The following is a 15,415-nucleotide window of genomic DNA, read 5'->3' as shown; positions in this document are numbered from 1 at the left end:
TCTGGCGTTGACTTTTGGCACGCTGTTGAGTTCTCAAGGAACGGTCGCTTCCTTTGTACTCACCCTCTCGGGCTTTCCTCCGGGCTTCCCTTCGGTGTTTCCGACTCTATCAGATCTTTTCTCGATCCGATTTCCTCGGTGCTTTCCAGGTTCTCGCTCTCGCGTTTCCCTTTCCGGCGGTTCCGATTTTATCAGAAGTTCTTGGCCGGTCTGACCAGCCACTCATTTCTGAGTAATCGGGGGGCGCTTCTCGGAATGTCACTCACGACTTCTGAAGAAGCTAGTAGATTCTATCGGCCGCCCCGGAACATGTCCAGTTCTAGGCAACTGTTTGAATCTACCTCCCCACTCCCTCCGTGTCAACGGGTCTTGCGGGGCGAAGAGGAGACTAGCAGCTCACAGGGGCCGAACGCACATCAGCCGACGACGGGCACGGACGCGCTGCGGTCCGTCGCTTCGAGATCTCCTGTCTCGCCCGCGCGTGTCGCGCGACCGCCGAGGACATAGACGTACGCGAGGAATGCCAGCTCGGCCGCGACTCCGATGCCGATGCGGGCCCAGGTGGGCAGGCCGGAGGGGGTGACGAAGCCTTCGATGGCGCCGGAGACGAACAGGACCAGGGCGAGGCCCATCGCCATGCCGATGGCGGCTCGCCCTTCCTCGGCGAGAGCCGCGCGCCGGGTGCGCGGGCCGGGATCGATCAGCGTCCAGCCCAGGCGCAGGCCGGTACCGGCGGCGACGAAGACCGCGGTCAGTTCGAGCAGGCCGTGCGGGAGGACCAGGCCGAGGAAGGTGTCGAGGCGGCCCGCCGACGACATGAGGCCGAAGCCCACGCCCAGGTTGAGCATGTTCTGGAAGAGGATCCAGAGGACGGGCAGGCCCAGGAAGACGCCCAGGACCAGGCACATCGCGGCCGCCTGGGCATTGTTCGTCCATACCTGGGCGGCGAAGGCCGCCGCGGGATGGCTGGAGTAGTAGGTCTCGTACTCGCCGCCGGGGCGGGTCAGCTGGCGCAGCTCACTGGGCGCCGCGATGGACGCCTGGACCTCGGGATGAGTACCGATCCACCAGCCCAGCAGCACGGCGACGACGGTGGACACCAGTGCCGTGGGCACCCACCAGTGGCGGGCTCGGTAGACGGCGGCCGGGAACCCCTGGCCCAGGAAGCGGGTGACGTCCCTCCATGAGGCGCGGCGGGTGCCGGCGACGGCACTACGCGCGCGTGCCACGAGTTGGCTGAGCCGTCCGGTCAGCTGCGGATCCGGTGCGCTGGACTGGATGAGGGAGAGATGCGTGGCGGTCCGCTGGTAGAGAGAGACGAGTTCGTCCGCCTCCGCGCCGGTGAGACGACGCCGCCGGCGGAGCAGTGCGTCGAGCCGGTCCCATTCCGCTCGGTGTACGGAGACGAAGACGTCCAGGTCCATCGGGTCTGCCTGCTCCTCGGCTGGTCGTCCACGGCTCGTCGTGGATGCCCGTGATTGCTGTCAGCTTGTCGTACTGCGGCGCGATGCGCCCACAGCTTGGCAGACTTGCAGTTCAGGGGGCGGACCAGGGAAGGACTGCAGGCGTGAGTGAGCTGGTGACGGGCGAGGCGGTGGCACTCGAGCTACGGCCCGCGAAGCTGCCGAGCAGGGCGCTTGCCGTTCTGCTCGACCTGGTGGTGACGATGGTCGCGTACATCGTCGTGATCCTGGTGTTGGTGGCGTCGACGGCTTCGCTGGACGAGGCCGCGCAGGTGGCGCTGTCGATCGCGGCGTTCCTGCTGGTGCTGGTCGGCGGGCCGATAGCCGTCGAGACACTCAGTCACGGCCGTTCGCTGGGGAAGCTGGCCTTCGGGCTCCGGGTGGTGCGGGACGACGGGGGGCCCATCCGGTTCCGGCACGCGCTGGTGCGCGGCGCGATCGGGGTGGTCGAGATCCTGATGACGCTCGGAGTGGTGGCCTGTATCGCCTCACTGGTCTCGGCGCGCGGGCGGCGGCTCGGGGACGTGTTCGCGGGCACCCTTGTCGTGCGCGAGCGAATACCCGCCGGGCGCGCCGGGGTCGTCCCGCCACCGCCTCCGTGGCTCGCGGGCCGGTTCGCCGAGCTGGACCTGTCGGCGGTGCCGGACGGGCTCTGGCTCGCCGTCCGGCAGTACCTGAGCAGGATGCAGCAGCTCGATCCCCAGGTGTCGGCGGGTATGGCGCAGCGGTTCGCGGCCGAGCTCGCGGAGCGTACGGGCGCCTCGGGCCCGGGGGATCTGCCTCCGGCCGCCTTCCTGGCGGCCGTGGTGCACGAGCGGCAGACCCGAGAGGCCCGGCAGGCCTTCGGCCACAGCGGCCACAGCGGTCCGCCGGGCGGCGGCTTCGTCCCGCCGACGGCCTGGCCGGCCCACGCCCCCGCCTCGTACCGATACCCGGACCTCTATCCATCTGCCGCCGCCCACCAGCCCCCGCTCTCCCATGAGCCTGCCGGCACGTACCAGTCCCCGGCTCCTTATCAGGCTCAGCCTCCCGCCGCGTCCGCCCCGTACCAGCCTCCGAGCGCGTGGCCCCAGGGTGCTGTTCAGTCCGCACCGGGCCGGGACGGGGCCCGGCTGCCGCAGGCTCCCGTCGCCTCCTCGCCGGAGCGGGAGGACGGGTCGGTGACCGACCGTCCGGTCACCGGGTTCGCGCCCCCGGCGTAAGGGGGTCGCGGTCGGGCGTAGGGCGGGTCACGGTCGGGCGGTGCTCGGCGTATCCGGAGCCGCCGGTGATGGCGCCGGGTTCAGTCGAATCGCGACGGCGGTGACTGAAGATCCTCCAGCTCGATGCCGGGCGCGGCCAGGACGACGTCGCCGGCGATGTGGACAGCGTGCTGTTCGCCGGTGTCCAGGGCTGTGACCTGGTATTCGTCCACCATCAGCGGGCCGTTGTCAGTGGCGTGTGCTTCGCTGTTCACCAGAGCCCAGGACTGGTCCACGGTGCGGGGGGCCAGGACGGGGTCGGTGAAGGCCACGAGGCGTACGCGGGTCGCGGCGGACGAGGGGGTGAGGCGCAGGAGACGCGCGGTGGCGACGAGGAACGCGGGGGACGTGCCGGTGAAGGCGTGGGCGCGCACATTGCCTTCGGTGGCATGGGTGCCGGTGGGGTCGGTGCGGACCCAGGTGACGCCGTCGATGGCCGCGCCGCGGACCTGCCAGCCGCCCGCGTGCAGTTCGAGGCGGATGGGCCGGCCGAGGTCGTCGAGAGCGAGATCCACCGAGCCGCGCTGGTCGCCGGCGGGGCCGGTCAGCCGGGAGACATAGCGCCAGCCGGATGGGCCGGGGGCGCACTGGAAGTGCTCGTCTGCGAGGGGGGTGTGATCGTGCGGATCATGGAGCGAATATCGGCCGCGGGGCATGGGGGTCCTGGGTCTTGACGGGCCGGTCCGGCCGGAAGCCATGGGTCGGGGAGGGGCCAAAGGGGCAGGCCCCCGGCACGGGGGTGCGGGGGCCTGCCTCGGAGGACCTGCTGACGGGGAAGTGTGCCGGTGCACCAGCACACTTCCCCGGCGGGCCGGACCACCGGATCGCCGGGCGACCGGATCACCGCTCTGCGGGATCACGGCCTCCGGGTCACCGGCGCACGGGTCACCGGCTCAGTAGCGGTAGTGGTCGGGCTTGAACGGGCCGTCGACCTCCACGCCGATGTACGCGGCCTGCTCCGGGCGCAGCGTGGTGAGCTTGACGCCGAGTGCGTCCAGGTGGAGGCGGGCGACCTTCTCGTCGAGGTGCTTGGGCAGCGTGTAGACGCCGACCGGGTAGGCGTCGGGCTTGGTGAACAGCTCGATCTGGGCCAGGGTCTGGTCCGCGAACGAGTTGGACATCACGAACGACGGGTGACCGGTGGCGTTGCCCAGGTTCAGCAGGCGGCCCTCGGACAGCACGATGATCACCTTGCCGTCGGGGAACTTCCAGGTGTGGACCTGCGGCTTGACCTCGTCCTTGACGATGCCCGGGATCTTCGCCAGGCCGGCCATGTCGATCTCGTTGTCGAAGTGGCCGATGTTGCCCACGATCGCCTGGTGCTTCATCTTGGCCATGTCCGAGGCCATGATGATGTCTTTGTTGCCGGTCGTGGTGATGAAGATGTCGGCCTTGTCGATGACCTCGTCCAGGGTGGTGACCTGGTAGCCGTCCATCGCCGCCTGGAGGGCGCAGATCGGGTCGATCTCCGTGACGATCACCCGGGCGCCCTGGCCGCGCAGCGACTCCGCGCAGCCCTTGCCCACGTCGCCGTAGCCGCAGACGACCGCGGTCTTGCCGCCGATCAGCACGTCGGTGGCGCGGTTGATGCCGTCGATCAGCGAGTGCCGGCAGCCGTACTTGTTGTCGAACTTCGACTTGGTCACGGCGTCGTTGACGTTGATCGCCGGGAACAGCAGGACGCCGTCGCGCTGCATCTCGTACAGGCGGTGGACGCCGGTCGTGGTCTCCTCCGTCACGCCGCGGATCTCGGAGGACAGCTGGGTCCACTTCTGCGAGCCGTCCGTGATGGTGCGGTGCAGGAGCTCGAGGATGACGCGGTGCTCGTCGGACTCGGCGGTGTCCACGGAGGGGACCTTGCCGTCCTTCTCGTACTCGACGCCCTTGTGGACGAGGAGGGTGGCGTCACCGCCGTCGTCCAGGATCATGTTCGGGCCACCGGTGGGGCTGTCCGGCCAGGTCAGCGCCTGCTCGGTGCACCACCAGTACTCCTCCAGGGTCTCGCCCTTCCAGGCGAAGACCGGGATGCCCTGGGGGTTGTCCGGGGTGCCGTTCGGGCCGACGGCGATGGCGGCGGCCGCGTGGTCCTGGGTGGAGAAGATGTTGCAGGACGCCCAGCGGACCTGCGCGCCCAGGGCGACGAGGGTCTCGATGAGCACGGCGGTCTGCACGGTCATGTGCAGGGACCCGGTGACGCGGGCGCCGGCCAGCGGCTGCGTCTCGGCGTACTCCTTGCGGATCGCCATCAGGCCCGGCATCTCGTGCTCGGCGAGGGTGATCTCCTTGCGGCCGAACTCGGCCAGCGAGAGATCGGCGACCTTGAAGTCCTGTCGGTTGTCGACAGTCGTCATTGCGAGCTGCTCCTCGGAGTTGGGTCGAGGGTGGGTAGGGCTGGTCTGCGCGGCGGCGGACACAGGGGTGCCCGAGAAGAGGACACAGGCATGCCCGCGTGCGCGCAGCGCAGTCCGTCGGAGGCCCTCTCTCCCTCGGCCGGTCCGTGTGGGACCGCCCGACCGCCATCAGCAGCGACGTCTGGCTCCGTCCCAAGCTACACCGCAGGAGCCGGTCGCCCCCAGTCCGTCCGCTGATTCGGCCGGTCCGGTTCGAGACGGTCCGGGGGGTGGGTACGGGCGTCCGTGGTTGTGCGGAAAGCGTGGAACCGGGGCCGACAGACCGGTTCGAACCAGGACTTCTGCGCCTTTGGGCCGGAGGGGGGGTGGTGCAGGATGCAGGGGGACCGGGAGGTCCGGTTCCGCTCGCGGGGCGTCCGGGACGGCGCCGCGCGCGACGAAGCGTGAGGAGACCGACGTGACCAGTCCGGCCGGGCCACCCGCCACGGGTGGCTGCGATGACGAGCGGCGGCCGTTGAAGCTGCTGGCGGTGACCGCCTGTCCGACCGGCATCGCGCACACGTACATGGCGGCGGAGAAGCTCGCGCAGGCCGCCGCGAGCCGGGGCATCGAGATGAAGGTGGAGACGCAAGGATCCATAGGGGCCGAGAACGTCCTCGATGACAACGATGTCAGAACGGCGGACGGCGTCATCGTCGCCGCCGACAAGGACGTGGACCTGAGCCGTTTCGCCGGCAAGCGGGTGCTCACGGTCGGGGTCGCCGAGGGCATTCGCCACCCCGAGCAGCTGATCGAGCGGGTGCGCTCGGCGCCCGTGCACGGGGTGGACGGGGCCGGTGACAATCCGGCGGCGCCCCTTTCGGGCGGCGGCCGGGAACGGGGCCCGGTGTACAAGGCGCTGATGAACGGCGTGTCGTACATGATCCCGTTCGTGGTCGTCGGCGGTCTGCTGATCGCGGTCTCGCTCGCGCTCGGCGGCCATGCGACGGCCAAGGGCTATGTGATCCCGGAGGGCACCTTCTGGGCGCACGTGAACGCGATCGGCGGGATCGGCTTCCAGCTGATGATCCCGGTGCTGTCCGGCTACATCGCCTATGCGATCGCCGACCGGCCCGCACTGGTTCCCGGCATGATCGGCGGCTGGATCGCCAACACCGGGGCGCTGTACGACTCGGAGGCCGGCGCGGGTTTCATCGGGGCGATCGTGACCGGGTTCCTCGCCGGGTACCTGGTGCTGTGGATCAAGAAGGTCCGGGTGCCGAGGTTCGTGCAGCCGATCATGCCGATCATCGTGATCCCGATCGTGGCGACGACGGCACTGGGACTGTTCTTCGTCTATGTCATCGGCAAGCCGATCTCCTGGGTCTTCGAGCACCTGACGAACTGGCTGGGCGGGATGACCGGCACCAGCGCCGTGCTGCTCGGCGCGATCCTGGGCCTGATGATCGCGTTCGACATGGGCGGTCCGGTCAACAAGACGGCGTTCCTGTTCGGCGCGGGGCTCATCGCGAGCGGCAACCAGACGGTGATGGGCATGTGCGCGGCGGCGATCCCGGTGATGCCGCTCGGGCAGGGTCTGGCCACGCTGGTCCGCCGGCGGCTCTACACCGAGCAGGAGCGGGAGACGGGTCTCGCGGCCCTGTTCATGGGCTGTTTCGGTATCTCGGAGGGAGCCATCCCGTTCGCGGCGGCGCGGCCGGCGCAGGTCATCCCGGCGAACATGCTCGGTGGCGCGGTGGCCGGTGCGGTCGCGGGACTGGCCGGGGTGGAGGACGCGGTGCCGCACGGCGGGCCGGTCGTAGCGGTGCTGGGCGCGGTGAGCGGGGTGCCGATGTTCTTCGTGGCCGTGGTGATCGGCACGGTGGTGACGGCGCTGGTGACGGTGACGCTCATGGAGGTGAGCGGGCGCCGGGGGCCTGCGGAGGCCGCCGGGGCCGGTGCCGTCGAGGTCGGTGGCGTCGGGGTCAGTCCGGTGCCGGCCGGAGTGGTCGCCGGGGCGGTCGTACCGGGGCAGCCGGGCCGGGGCCTCTCGTCGGCCGGGGCCGGTGCGCCCGAGGTTGTCGCGGTGCGTGCCTCGGGTGCGCGGACGGCGACCGCGGAGGCCGGCGCGGCCGCGGAGGCGGCAGGGACCACGGCCGCCGGGACAGGCGCTCCGGAAGAGACCGCGGGGGAAGAGACCGCGGGCGAGGAGGCCGGTGCGCGGGCCGCGACCGTTGTGGAAGAAGCGGACGTGGACGCCGGGCCCGAGGTGTTGTCCGGGTATCTGACCCGGCGGACCGTGCGGGTGGCGCTCGGCGCGGTGGAGAAGGACGCCGCCGTCCGGGAGATGGCGGAACTGCTGGCGCGCAGCGGCCGGGTGGCCGACGGGGCGGAGCTGGTGGCGACCGCGCTGCGGCGCGAGGAGCAGGGGACCACCGGGCTCGGCGAGGAGATCGCGATCCCGCACGCCAAGACGGACGCGGTGACGGCGCCGGTCGTCGGCTTCGCGCGGTCGGCCGAGGGCGTGGAGTGGGGTTCGCCGGACGGTACGAAGGCCCGGCTCATCTTCATGATCGCCGTACCGGAGGCGGCCGCGGGCGACGAGCACTTGCGGATCCTCGCGTTGTTGTCCCGCAAGCTGATGGCCGCCGGTTTCCGGGAGCGGCTGCTGGCGGCGCCGGACGAGCGGGCCCTGCTCGCCGTGCTGGGGGAGGTCGGATGAGCTGAGGGGGGAGGTGCGGGTCCGGTTGTCCGGGCCCGCACCGGTTTCGTCCCGGGCGGGAGGGTGCCTCGCGCACGGTGGGTCACCGGCGGGCGCTATTCTCCGCGCCGCGGATGGGCCGCGTGAGCAGGAGGGGACATGGCGAGGAGAGGCCGAGGGCTCGGGATCGCGGCGCTCGTGCTGGTGTTGCTGGGCTCGGCACTGGCGATCGGTGACTTCGTCCGGCTGCGGGAGGCGTACGGCGCCTCCACCGTGGCGGGCGGTGGCAGCATGACGCCGACGTACGAGCAGGGCGAACGGGTCTTCTGGAAACGCGTCGACGGCGACGGGGTGCGGCGCGGCGATGTCGTGATGTTCAGTGCCCCGGAGTCCTACGGGGTTCACGGGCTGCTGATGAAGCGGGTCATCGGCGTGGGCGGGGACCGGGTGGCGTGCTGCGCGCGCGTGGGCTCGCAGGAGCGGGTGACCGTGAACGGGAAGCCGGTCGAGGAGCCGTACGTGTTCGGCGGCGACGCGGACGGCGTGCACACGCCGTACGACGTGACGGTCCCGCGGGGACGGCTGTTCCTGCTGGGCGATCACCGCGCGAACTCCCAGGACTCGCGTTTCCATCTCGACGAGCACGACGGCACGGTGTCTGTGGACGCGGTGCGGGGCCGGGTGACGGACGACCGTACGGCCCCGGCGCTGCTCCTCGGGTTCCTGCTGGTGGGGTGCGTGCTCGTGCTGATCGGTGTCGGGCTCGGGCTCGGGATCGGGGCGTGGGCCGTTCGGCGGCGGGGGGCGGTGCGGGTGCCGCCCGCGCCATGGCCGGTGCGGCCGGTCTGACGGCGGACCGGTCCGGACGGGCGGCTGTGACGACGGACGTCGACGGAGCCCGCCAAAGGTACGGGGGACGTCACGGGGCCCGCCGAAGGGTCGGCGGACGTCGACGGGGCCCGCCGAAGGGTCGGCCGGCCCCGTGGCCGTGGGTGGTGTCAGTGGGTCAGTGGCCGGTCGGGTGCGGGTTCGGGCCGCCGGGGGTCGCCGCCGGGTCCGGGCCCTTGGCCGCTTCGGCCTCGCTGTAGATGTCCGGCTCCAGGTAGATGACGCGGGCGATGGGGACGGCGGCGCGGATGCGGGCCTCGGCCGCGTTGATGGCGCTCGCGACCTCGGCGGCCGTGTCATCGTGCTGGACGGCGATCTTGGCGGCGATCAGCAGTTCCTCGGGGCCGAGGTGCAGCGTGCGCATGTGGATGACGCTGGTGACCGCGTCGCCGTCGACGATGGCGGCCTCGATCTTCTTGACCTCCTCGATGCCGGCGGCCTCGCCGAGCAGCAGCGACTTGGTCTCGGCGGCCAGGACGAGGGCGATCAGGACGAGCAGCACACCGATGCAGACGGTGCCGATGCCGTCCCAGACGCCGTCGCCGGTGATCAGGGCGAGGCCGACGCCGCCGAGGGCGAGGACCAGGCCGATGAGCGCGCCGAAGTCCTCCAGGAGGACGACGGGCAGCTCGGGCGCCTTGGCGCGGCGGATGAACTGCGACCAGGAGAGCTTGCCCCGCAGTTCGTTGGACTCCTTGATGGCCGTGCGGAAGGAGAAGCCCTCGGCGATGATCGCGAAGACGAGGACGCCCACCGGCCAGTACCAGTGCTCGACGTCGTGCGGGTGGACGATCTTCTCGTAGCCCTCGTAGATGGCGAACATGCCGCCGACCGAGAACAGGACGATGGAGACCAGGAAGGCGTAGATGTAGCGCTCGCGGCCGTATCCGAAGGGGTGCTGCGGGGTGGCCTCGCGCTGCGCCTTCTTGCCGCCGACGAGCAGGAGGAACTGGTTGCCGGAGTCGGCGAGCGAGTGGACGCCCTCGGCGAGCATCGAGGAGGAGCCGCTGAACGCGAACGCCACGAACTTCGATGCCGCGATCGCGAGGTTGGCGCCGAGTGCCGCCACGATCGCCCTGGTACCACCTGACGCGCTCATGTGTCCGCGTTGTCCCTTCGCCTCTGTCGGCCTCTGTCGCCCTCGTCCGTCCTGGCGGGCGCCCGGCTTTGCCCGGCCTTTGCCGGTGGGCCATTCTTGCAGCCCGGCCGGGCACCGGTGCGTCAGGTGTCCACAACGGCGGTCATATGATCCACCGGCCGTCCACAGTCCCGGTCATACGATCATGGTGGCTCATGCGATGACGGGTGCTCATGCGATGACGGTGGCGCGGAAGACCGTGCCCGCGCCCGAGATCTCCGCCTTCTCGCCGGCCGGGACGAACACGGACCGACCGGGTCCCAGCTCGTGCTCGCCCGCCCGGACGGCACCGGCCGTGCAGAGCAGGATCTGCGGGGTCTCCCGGGTGAGGTCGTGGATGGTGCCGCCGGCCGGGAGGACGTACCGGGAGAGCCGGAACTCGTCGATCGGCGTCTCGTAGACCTCCTCGTCGTCCGGGGACGCCTCGGGGCGCAGCACGCCCGGGTCGCTCGCTTCGAAGCGGACGATCCGCAGCAGTTCGGGGACGTCGACGTGCTTGGGGGTCAGGCCGCAGCGCAGCACGTTGTCGGAGTTGGCCATGATCTCGACGGCGAGGCCGCTGAGGTAGGCGTGCGGGATGCCGGCGCCGAGGAACAGGGCCTCGCCGGGCTGCAGCCGGACGTGGTTGAGCAGCATCGCCGCGATGACGCCGGGGTCGCCGGGGTAGTGGTGCGCGATGTCGGCGTAGGGGGTGTAGGCGCCGCCGAGGCGGGTGCAGGCGGCGGTGGCCTCGGCGACCGTGTGGGCCATCTCCTCCGGGTCGGCGCTGAGTATCGCCGTGAGGACCTCGCGCAGGGCGGCGTCCTCGGGGTGGGCGTGCAGCAGGTCGACGTACGGCTTGAGGGAGTCGACGCCGAGCCCGGCGAGCAGGTCGGCGGTCTCGCCCGGGGCGCGGAAGCCGCACAGGCCGTCGAACTCGGTGAGCGCGCAGACCAGCTCGGGCTTGTGGTTGGCGTCCTTGTAGTTGCGGTGCGGGGCGTAGACCGGGATGCCCCGCCGTTCCTCGTCGGCGTACCCCTCCTGGGCCTGCTTCAGGTCGGGGTGCACCTGGAGCGACAGGGGCGCGCCGGCGGCGAGGATCTTGAGCAGGAACGGCAGGCGCGGGCCGAACCTGGCGACCGCGCGGGCGCCGAGTTCCCGCTCCGGGTCGGCCTCGATGACCTCGACGAGGGTTCCCCGCGTGGTGCGCGAGGGCGCTCCCGGGTGGGCGCCCATCCACATCTCCGCCTGGGGTTCGCCCGTCGGCTCGACGCCGAGGAGGTGCGGGATGGCGGTGGAGGAGCCCCAGGCGTAGGGGCGGACGGTGTTGTCGAGGCGGTCCATGTGTCTTCTCTGTCTCCGTACGTACGCGGCTCGGCCGACCCTGTCGTGTCTCCTCGGGCCGCCTGCGGGCGCGGCCGGTCGGCCAGGAGCCAGATCAGGCCCCCGAAGCGAGCGCCAGGTAAACGGCGGAGAAATCCGTGACGGCGATCAGTTCCGCGAGGGTCTCCAGTTCGCCGCCCTCCTCCGGTTCGAGTTCGCTGACCGGCGTGTCGTGGCTGAGGGCCACGTCGCGGGCGGCGGGGGCGGCGGTGAGGCCGCTGATCGGGCGGTCGCGGAGCAGTACCACGCGCGCGTGCAGCGCGGGTGCCTCCTCCACGCGGTCGCGGAAGAAGTCGTCCGGGTCGGCGCTGGCGGCGAGCGGTCCTGCCAGCAGGGCGTTGTGCTCGGCGAGCGCCTCGGGCAGTTCGGCGACCAAGGCGGGGCGTCCGGCGAGTTCGGCGAGGGCGGCGGCGAACCGGCGGCCCGCCGGGCCGGCCGAGGGGCCTTCCGTCCACACCAGGGGCAGCGCGTCGGCGAGCTCGGCGGCGAGGGTCTTGGCCGCGTTGCTGTAGGTCGCGATGGCGGGGCCGCAGCGTTCCGCGATGTGGTCGAGGCGGTCGGCGACCTTCTCCAGGACGTCCGGCGGGGCGGTGAGCAGGCCGATCCGGTCCAGGACCGCCAGCAGCGGGGTCAGCAGCGCCCAGAAGACGCCCGGGGAGGACGCGGCGAGCGGCTCCTCCTGGTCGTACGGTGCCGTGGCCATGGGTACGAACAGGCCGTGCGCGCCGGCGACCGCCTCGGCGAGCGGGGTGCGGGGCGGGGCCACGCCGACGACCGAGCAGCCGCGGCGGTAGGCCTGGTCGGCGAGGAGGGAGAGGCTCGGTTCGGTGCCGTCCGGGGTGGCGATCAGCAGCAGGTCCACGGAACCGGTCCAGCCCGGGAGCTCCCAGCGCAGGGCGCCCGCGGCCGGGGCGACGCCGGAGGGGGCGAGCCGGACGACGGGGCTGCCGACGCCGGCGAGCGTGCCGAGGAGGTCGGCGGTGTGAGTGGCGGCGGCGCCGGGGCCCGCGATGAGGACCGCGCGGGGGCGGCCGTCGGGCTTGAGGTCACCGACGCCGGCCTCGGCGGCGTGCCGGGCGGCGGTGCGGACGCGGGCGCCGGCCTCCGCCGCGCCGCGCAGCAGACCTCGGTGGTCGGCCTCGGCGAGGCCCTCCGGGGTGTCGAGCAGCGATTCGTCCAGCATGGGCGGCAGCCTCCGATCGCCGGGGATCCTGGGGTCCTACGCGGTGCGGGGCCTCGTCACGCGGGGCGGCGGGCCTCGTCGACCAACAGGACCGGGATGCCGTCGCGAACCGGGTAGGCGAGGCCGCAGTCCTGACCGGTGCAGGTCAGCTCGGTGTCCTGCTCCTTCAGGGGGGCGTGGCAGGCCGGGCAGGCGAGGATCTCCAGGAGGCCGGCTTCGAGCGCCATGGGGTGTCCCTTCGGGAGGCGGTTGGGTGTCCGTGGATACGCCTGGTCAGCGTACCGCCGATGGGCAGGCGGCTCAGCCCCTGATGATCGCCAGCGCCTCGTCACGGACCTTGGTCATGGTCACCTCGTCCTTGGCCTCGGCGTTCAGGCGCAGGAGCGGCTCCGTGTTGGACGGGCGGACGTTGAACCACCAGTCGGCCGCGGCGACCGTGAGGCCGTCGAGGTCGTCGAGGGTGACGTCGGCACGGCCTTCGTAGGCGGTGCGGATCGCGGCGAGGCGGGCGGACTGGTCGGCGACGGTGGAGTTGATCTCACCGGAGCCGGCGTAGCGGTCGTACTGCGCGACCAGGGCGGACAGCGGGCCCTCCTGGCCGCCGAGGGCCGCGAGGACGTGCAGGGCGGCCAGCATGCCGGTGTCGGCGTTCCAGAAGTCCTTGAAGTAGTAGTGGGCCGAGTGCTCGCCGCCGAAGATGGCGCCGCTGCGGGCCATCTCGGCCTTGATGAAGGAGTGGCCCACCCGGGTGCGGGCCGGGGTGCCGCCGTTCTCCCGTACGACCTCCGGAACCGTGCGGGAGGTGATCAGGTTGTGGATGACGGTGCCCTTGCCGCCGTTGCGGGCCAGTTCGCGGGCGGCGACCAGGGCGGTGATCGCGGACGGGGAGACCGCGTCGCCGTGCTCGTCGACGACGAAGCAGCGGTCGGCGTCGCCGTCGAAGGCGATGCCGAGGTCGGCGCCCTCGGCCGGGACCCGCTTCTGCAGGCCCACGAGGTTGGCCGGGTCGAGCGGGTTGGCCTCGTGGTTGGGGAAGGTGCCGTCCAGTTCGAAGTACATCGGGACGAGGGTCAGGGGCAGGCCGGCGAAGACCGAGGGGACCGTGTGGCCGCCCATGCCGTTGCCGGCGTCGACCACGACCTTCAGGGGGCGGATGGAGGCGAGGTCGACCAGGGAGCGGAGGTACGCCGCGTAGTCCCGCAGCGTCTCCCGCGAGGACAGGGTTCCCGGCCGGGCCGCGGGCTCCGGGGCGCCTTCCGCCAGCCAGCGCTCGGCCAGCTCGCGGATCTGTGCCAGGCCGGTGTCCTGGCCGACGGGGGCGGCACCCGCACGGCACAGCTTGATGCCGTTGTACTGGGCGGGGTTGTGGGAGGCCGTGAACATCGCGCCCGGGAGGTCCAGCGCGCCCGAGGCGTAGTACAGCTGGTCCGTGGAGCACAGGCCGATCTCGGTGACGTCCACGCCGCGGTCCGCCGCGCCGCGCGCGAAGGCGCGGGACAGGCCCGGGGACGAGGGCCGCATGTCGTGGCCGACGACGATGGCCGCCGCTCCCGTCACCTCCGCGAAGGCGGCGCCGAAGAGGCCGGCCAGTGTCTCGTCCCACTGGTCCGGGACCACTCCGCGCACGTCGTACGCCTTCACGATCTGCGACAGATCAGCAGCCACGGCCAACCTCCTGAAAGTCCTATGGGTGCGCCCACAAACTACCCGCCGGGAGCGGGGCGGAGATGCGCGGACGGCGGGTGGACGCCTGGGGCCCCTCACGCGTAACGCCCGGGCGAGGCGAATCGTCACGTCGGGCGGGGGTGGCGGAGGGTGGCGTCCGGCCGTGGCGCGCGGCGGTGCGCGAGGCTCTCGATCGTCCGGGGGGGACGGAGCCCCGCTGGTCCGGTGGGTCCGGAGTCCTCAGTTGTCGGGCGAGCGCAGGACCCTCAGGTGGCCGCGGCGGGCGACCTCCATGGGATCGGCGGCGCGGGATCCGCCGCCGCCCGCCTCGGCCGCGCGCTCCTGGGGGCGGGCCGCCTCGCGCACGGCGTTGGCAAGCGCTTCCAGGTCGTCCCCGCTGGGCCGGGCCGGCGCGGAGCCGTCGAGGAGTCGTACGACCTCCCAGCCGCGCGGGGCGGTGAGGCGCTCGGAGTGCTCGGCGCACAGGTCGTAGCAGTGGGGTTCGGCGTAGGTGGCGAGCGGGCCGAGGACCGCGGTCGAGTCGGCGTAGACGTACGTCAGCGTCGCGACGGCGGGTCGGCCGCAGGCGGTGCGCGAACAGCGACGTACAGGGCTCACGACGTTGGACGGTACCGCACTCTTGAGCGGGCCGCGACGACTCCCCACCCGGTCACTCCACCGTGTCGAGCGGCGAAACGCCTCACACACCCTTTCGAACAGACCTCGCTGACCTGCACGGACGGACTTCCGGCCGAGGCCCGCAGGGACCGGGCCCGGTCATGAGCCGGTACAAACACCGTCAATTGCCTTGAGTTCGGCGGTCCTGGAGAGTTATGGAAACGAGCCAGACCTTGGCCGGAATGGTCATCCCGCGACATGGGGCCCGGGGCCCCTTGCCGCGTGGAGCCGGACGGGCGGAGGGTGCGGGGACTACGCTTCACCAGTGATGGACAACCGTGTATCGCCCCGCGCCACCGGCCCCGGGCCCCGTCGCCGTGATCGCCACGGGAGGGGCATGCGAGGGCCGATCGCCCCGCCGCAGGTGCCGCTGGCGGCCAGTCGTGCCGAGGTGTTCGCGGATCTGGTGCAGGACTCCGTGGAGCGTCTGGAGCGGCGCTGGCCGCAGCTGGCCGACATCGATTTCCTCGTGCTGGAGGTGCCCCGGCTGGACGGGCGGGGCGACCAGCCGGTGTGGGAGGACGAGGCCGTACCGCTCGGCGGGACCATCCCCGCGGGTGACGGACGGCGGGCTCGGGTGGTGGTCTACCGGCGTCCGGTGGAGATCCGCACCAAGGGGCGGGACGAGCGGGCCGCGCTGGTGCACGAGGTGGTCGTGGAGCAGGTGGCCGAGCTCCTCGGACTGACGCCGGAGACGGTGGATCCCCGCTACGGCGAGGACTAGGACCTCTCGCCCGGACCAGGCCCCTCCTCGCGGGACCGGGCC

At 71.9% G+C, this 15,415-nt stretch carries 13 protein-coding genes; 4 read left to right on the top strand and 9 right to left on the bottom strand.

Going from position 1 to position 15,415, the window contains the following annotated elements; all coding sequences use genetic code 11:
• Positions 1-416: 416 nt before the first annotated feature.
• A complete protein-coding gene (locus FHS34_RS17780; RefSeq protein ID WP_184966320.1) occupies positions 417-1,424 on the bottom strand; it encodes a stage II sporulation protein M in 1,008 nt (335 codons plus the stop codon).
• 143 nt (positions 1,425-1,567) lie between these two features.
• On the opposite strand from FHS34_RS17780, the gene FHS34_RS17775 reads away from it, so the two are divergent.
• Positions 1,568-2,665, top strand: a complete 1,098-nt coding sequence (locus tag FHS34_RS17775) for an RDD family protein (protein ID WP_225817497.1) — start codon at positions 1,568-1,570, stop codon at positions 2,663-2,665.
• An 80-nt stretch (positions 2,666-2,745) separates the two neighbouring features.
• On the opposite strand, the gene FHS34_RS17770 is transcribed toward FHS34_RS17775, so the two are convergent.
• Positions 2,746-3,360, bottom strand: coding sequence for a hypothetical protein (locus FHS34_RS17770; protein ID WP_184966316.1), 615 nt, complete (start codon positions 3,358-3,360; stop codon positions 2,746-2,748).
• Positions 3,361-3,597: 237 nt separating this feature from the next.
• On the bottom strand, positions 3,598-5,055 hold the full coding sequence (gene ahcY, locus FHS34_RS17765; RefSeq protein WP_184966314.1) for an adenosylhomocysteinase: 1,458 nt from the start codon (positions 5,053-5,055) through the stop codon (positions 3,598-3,600).
• A gap of 457 nt (positions 5,056-5,512) precedes the next feature.
• Between ahcY and FHS34_RS17760 the strand changes: the two genes are divergently transcribed.
• Positions 5,513-7,756 carry a fructose-specific PTS transporter subunit EIIC gene (locus FHS34_RS17760; RefSeq protein ID WP_184966311.1) on the top strand — a complete coding sequence of 748 codons (2,244 nt, stop codon included), beginning with the start codon at positions 5,513-5,515 and terminating at the stop codon, positions 7,754-7,756.
• 138 nt (positions 7,757-7,894) lie between these two features.
• On the top strand, positions 7,895-8,584 hold the full coding sequence (gene lepB / locus FHS34_RS17755; RefSeq protein WP_184966309.1) for a signal peptidase I: 690 nt from the start codon (positions 7,895-7,897) through the stop codon (positions 8,582-8,584).
• A gap of 157 nt (positions 8,585-8,741) precedes the next feature.
• Here the strand turns inward: lepB and FHS34_RS17750 are convergent, their stop codons facing one another.
• The 6 genes from FHS34_RS17750 to FHS34_RS17725 all read right to left on the bottom strand — a co-directional run bounded on the left by FHS34_RS17750 (position 8,742) and on the right by FHS34_RS17725 (position 14,637).
• Positions 8,742-9,722, bottom strand: coding sequence for a cation diffusion facilitator family transporter (locus FHS34_RS17750; RefSeq protein WP_184966307.1), 981 nt, complete (start codon positions 9,720-9,722; stop codon positions 8,742-8,744).
• Between the two features lie 210 nt (positions 9,723-9,932).
• Positions 9,933-11,084, bottom strand: a complete 1,152-nt coding sequence (gene manA, locus FHS34_RS17745; RefSeq protein WP_184966305.1) for a mannose-6-phosphate isomerase, class I — start codon at positions 11,082-11,084, stop codon at positions 9,933-9,935.
• A 94-nt stretch (positions 11,085-11,178) separates the two neighbouring features.
• On the bottom strand, positions 11,179-12,306 hold the full coding sequence (locus FHS34_RS17740) for an SIS domain-containing protein (RefSeq protein ID WP_184966303.1): 1,128 nt from the start codon (positions 12,304-12,306) through the stop codon (positions 11,179-11,181).
• 56 nt (positions 12,307-12,362) lie between these two features.
• Entirely contained in the window at positions 12,363-12,533 is a 171-nt protein-coding gene (locus FHS34_RS17735; RefSeq protein WP_184966301.1) for a Trm112 family protein, read from the bottom strand.
• A 73-nt stretch (positions 12,534-12,606) separates the two neighbouring features.
• The gene (locus FHS34_RS17730) at positions 12,607-13,971 is read right to left on the bottom strand and encodes a phosphomannomutase/phosphoglucomutase (RefSeq protein WP_184966299.1); all 1,365 of its coding nucleotides are present in this window, start codon (positions 13,969-13,971) and stop codon (positions 12,607-12,609) included.
• Between the two features lie 240 nt (positions 13,972-14,211).
• Positions 14,212-14,637 carry a DUF3499 domain-containing protein gene (locus tag FHS34_RS17725; protein WP_184966297.1) on the bottom strand — a complete coding sequence of 142 codons (426 nt, stop codon included), beginning with the start codon at positions 14,635-14,637 and terminating at the stop codon, positions 14,212-14,214.
• Positions 14,638-14,986: 349 nt separating this feature from the next.
• Here FHS34_RS17725 and FHS34_RS17720 point away from each other — a divergent pair, with 349 nt between their 5' ends.
• A complete protein-coding gene (locus tag FHS34_RS17720; RefSeq protein WP_184966295.1) occupies positions 14,987-15,373 on the top strand; it encodes a metallopeptidase family protein in 387 nt (128 codons plus the stop codon).
• Positions 15,374-15,415 lie beyond the last annotated feature (42 nt).

Origin of the sequence: Streptomyces echinatus (genome assembly GCF_014203595.1) — a bacterium.
Taxonomy (GTDB): domain Bacteria; phylum Actinomycetota; class Actinomycetes; order Streptomycetales; family Streptomycetaceae; genus Streptomyces; species Streptomyces echinatus.
The sequence above is the reverse complement of the archived record's forward strand: the minus strand, read 5'-3'. Positions and strand labels throughout refer to the sequence as shown.

Coding starts and splice junctions, on each gene's coding strand:
- FHS34_RS17780 (WP_184966320.1), bottom strand. CDS start 1,424: ATGGACCTGGACGTCTTCGTCTCCGTACACCGAGCGGAATGGGACCGG.
- FHS34_RS17770 (WP_184966316.1), bottom strand. CDS start 3,360: ATGCCCCGCGGCCGATATTCGCTCCATGATCCGCACGATCACACCCCC.
- ahcY (WP_184966314.1), bottom strand. CDS start 5,055: ATGACGACTGTCGACAACCGACAGGACTTCAAGGTCGCCGATCTCTCG.
- lepB (WP_184966309.1), top strand. CDS start 7,895: ATGGCGAGGAGAGGCCGAGGGCTCGGGATCGCGGCGCTCGTGCTGGTG.
- FHS34_RS17750 (WP_184966307.1), bottom strand. CDS start 9,722: ATGAGCGCGTCAGGTGGTACCAGGGCGATCGTGGCGGCACTCGGCGCC.
- manA (WP_184966305.1), bottom strand. CDS start 11,084: ATGGACCGCCTCGACAACACCGTCCGCCCCTACGCCTGGGGCTCCTCC.
- FHS34_RS17740 (WP_184966303.1), bottom strand. CDS start 12,306: ATGCTGGACGAATCGCTGCTCGACACCCCGGAGGGCCTCGCCGAGGCC.
- FHS34_RS17735 (WP_184966301.1), bottom strand. CDS start 12,533: ATGGCGCTCGAAGCCGGCCTCCTGGAGATCCTCGCCTGCCCGGCCTGC.
- FHS34_RS17720 (WP_184966295.1), top strand. CDS start 14,987: ATGCGAGGGCCGATCGCCCCGCCGCAGGTGCCGCTGGCGGCCAGTCGT.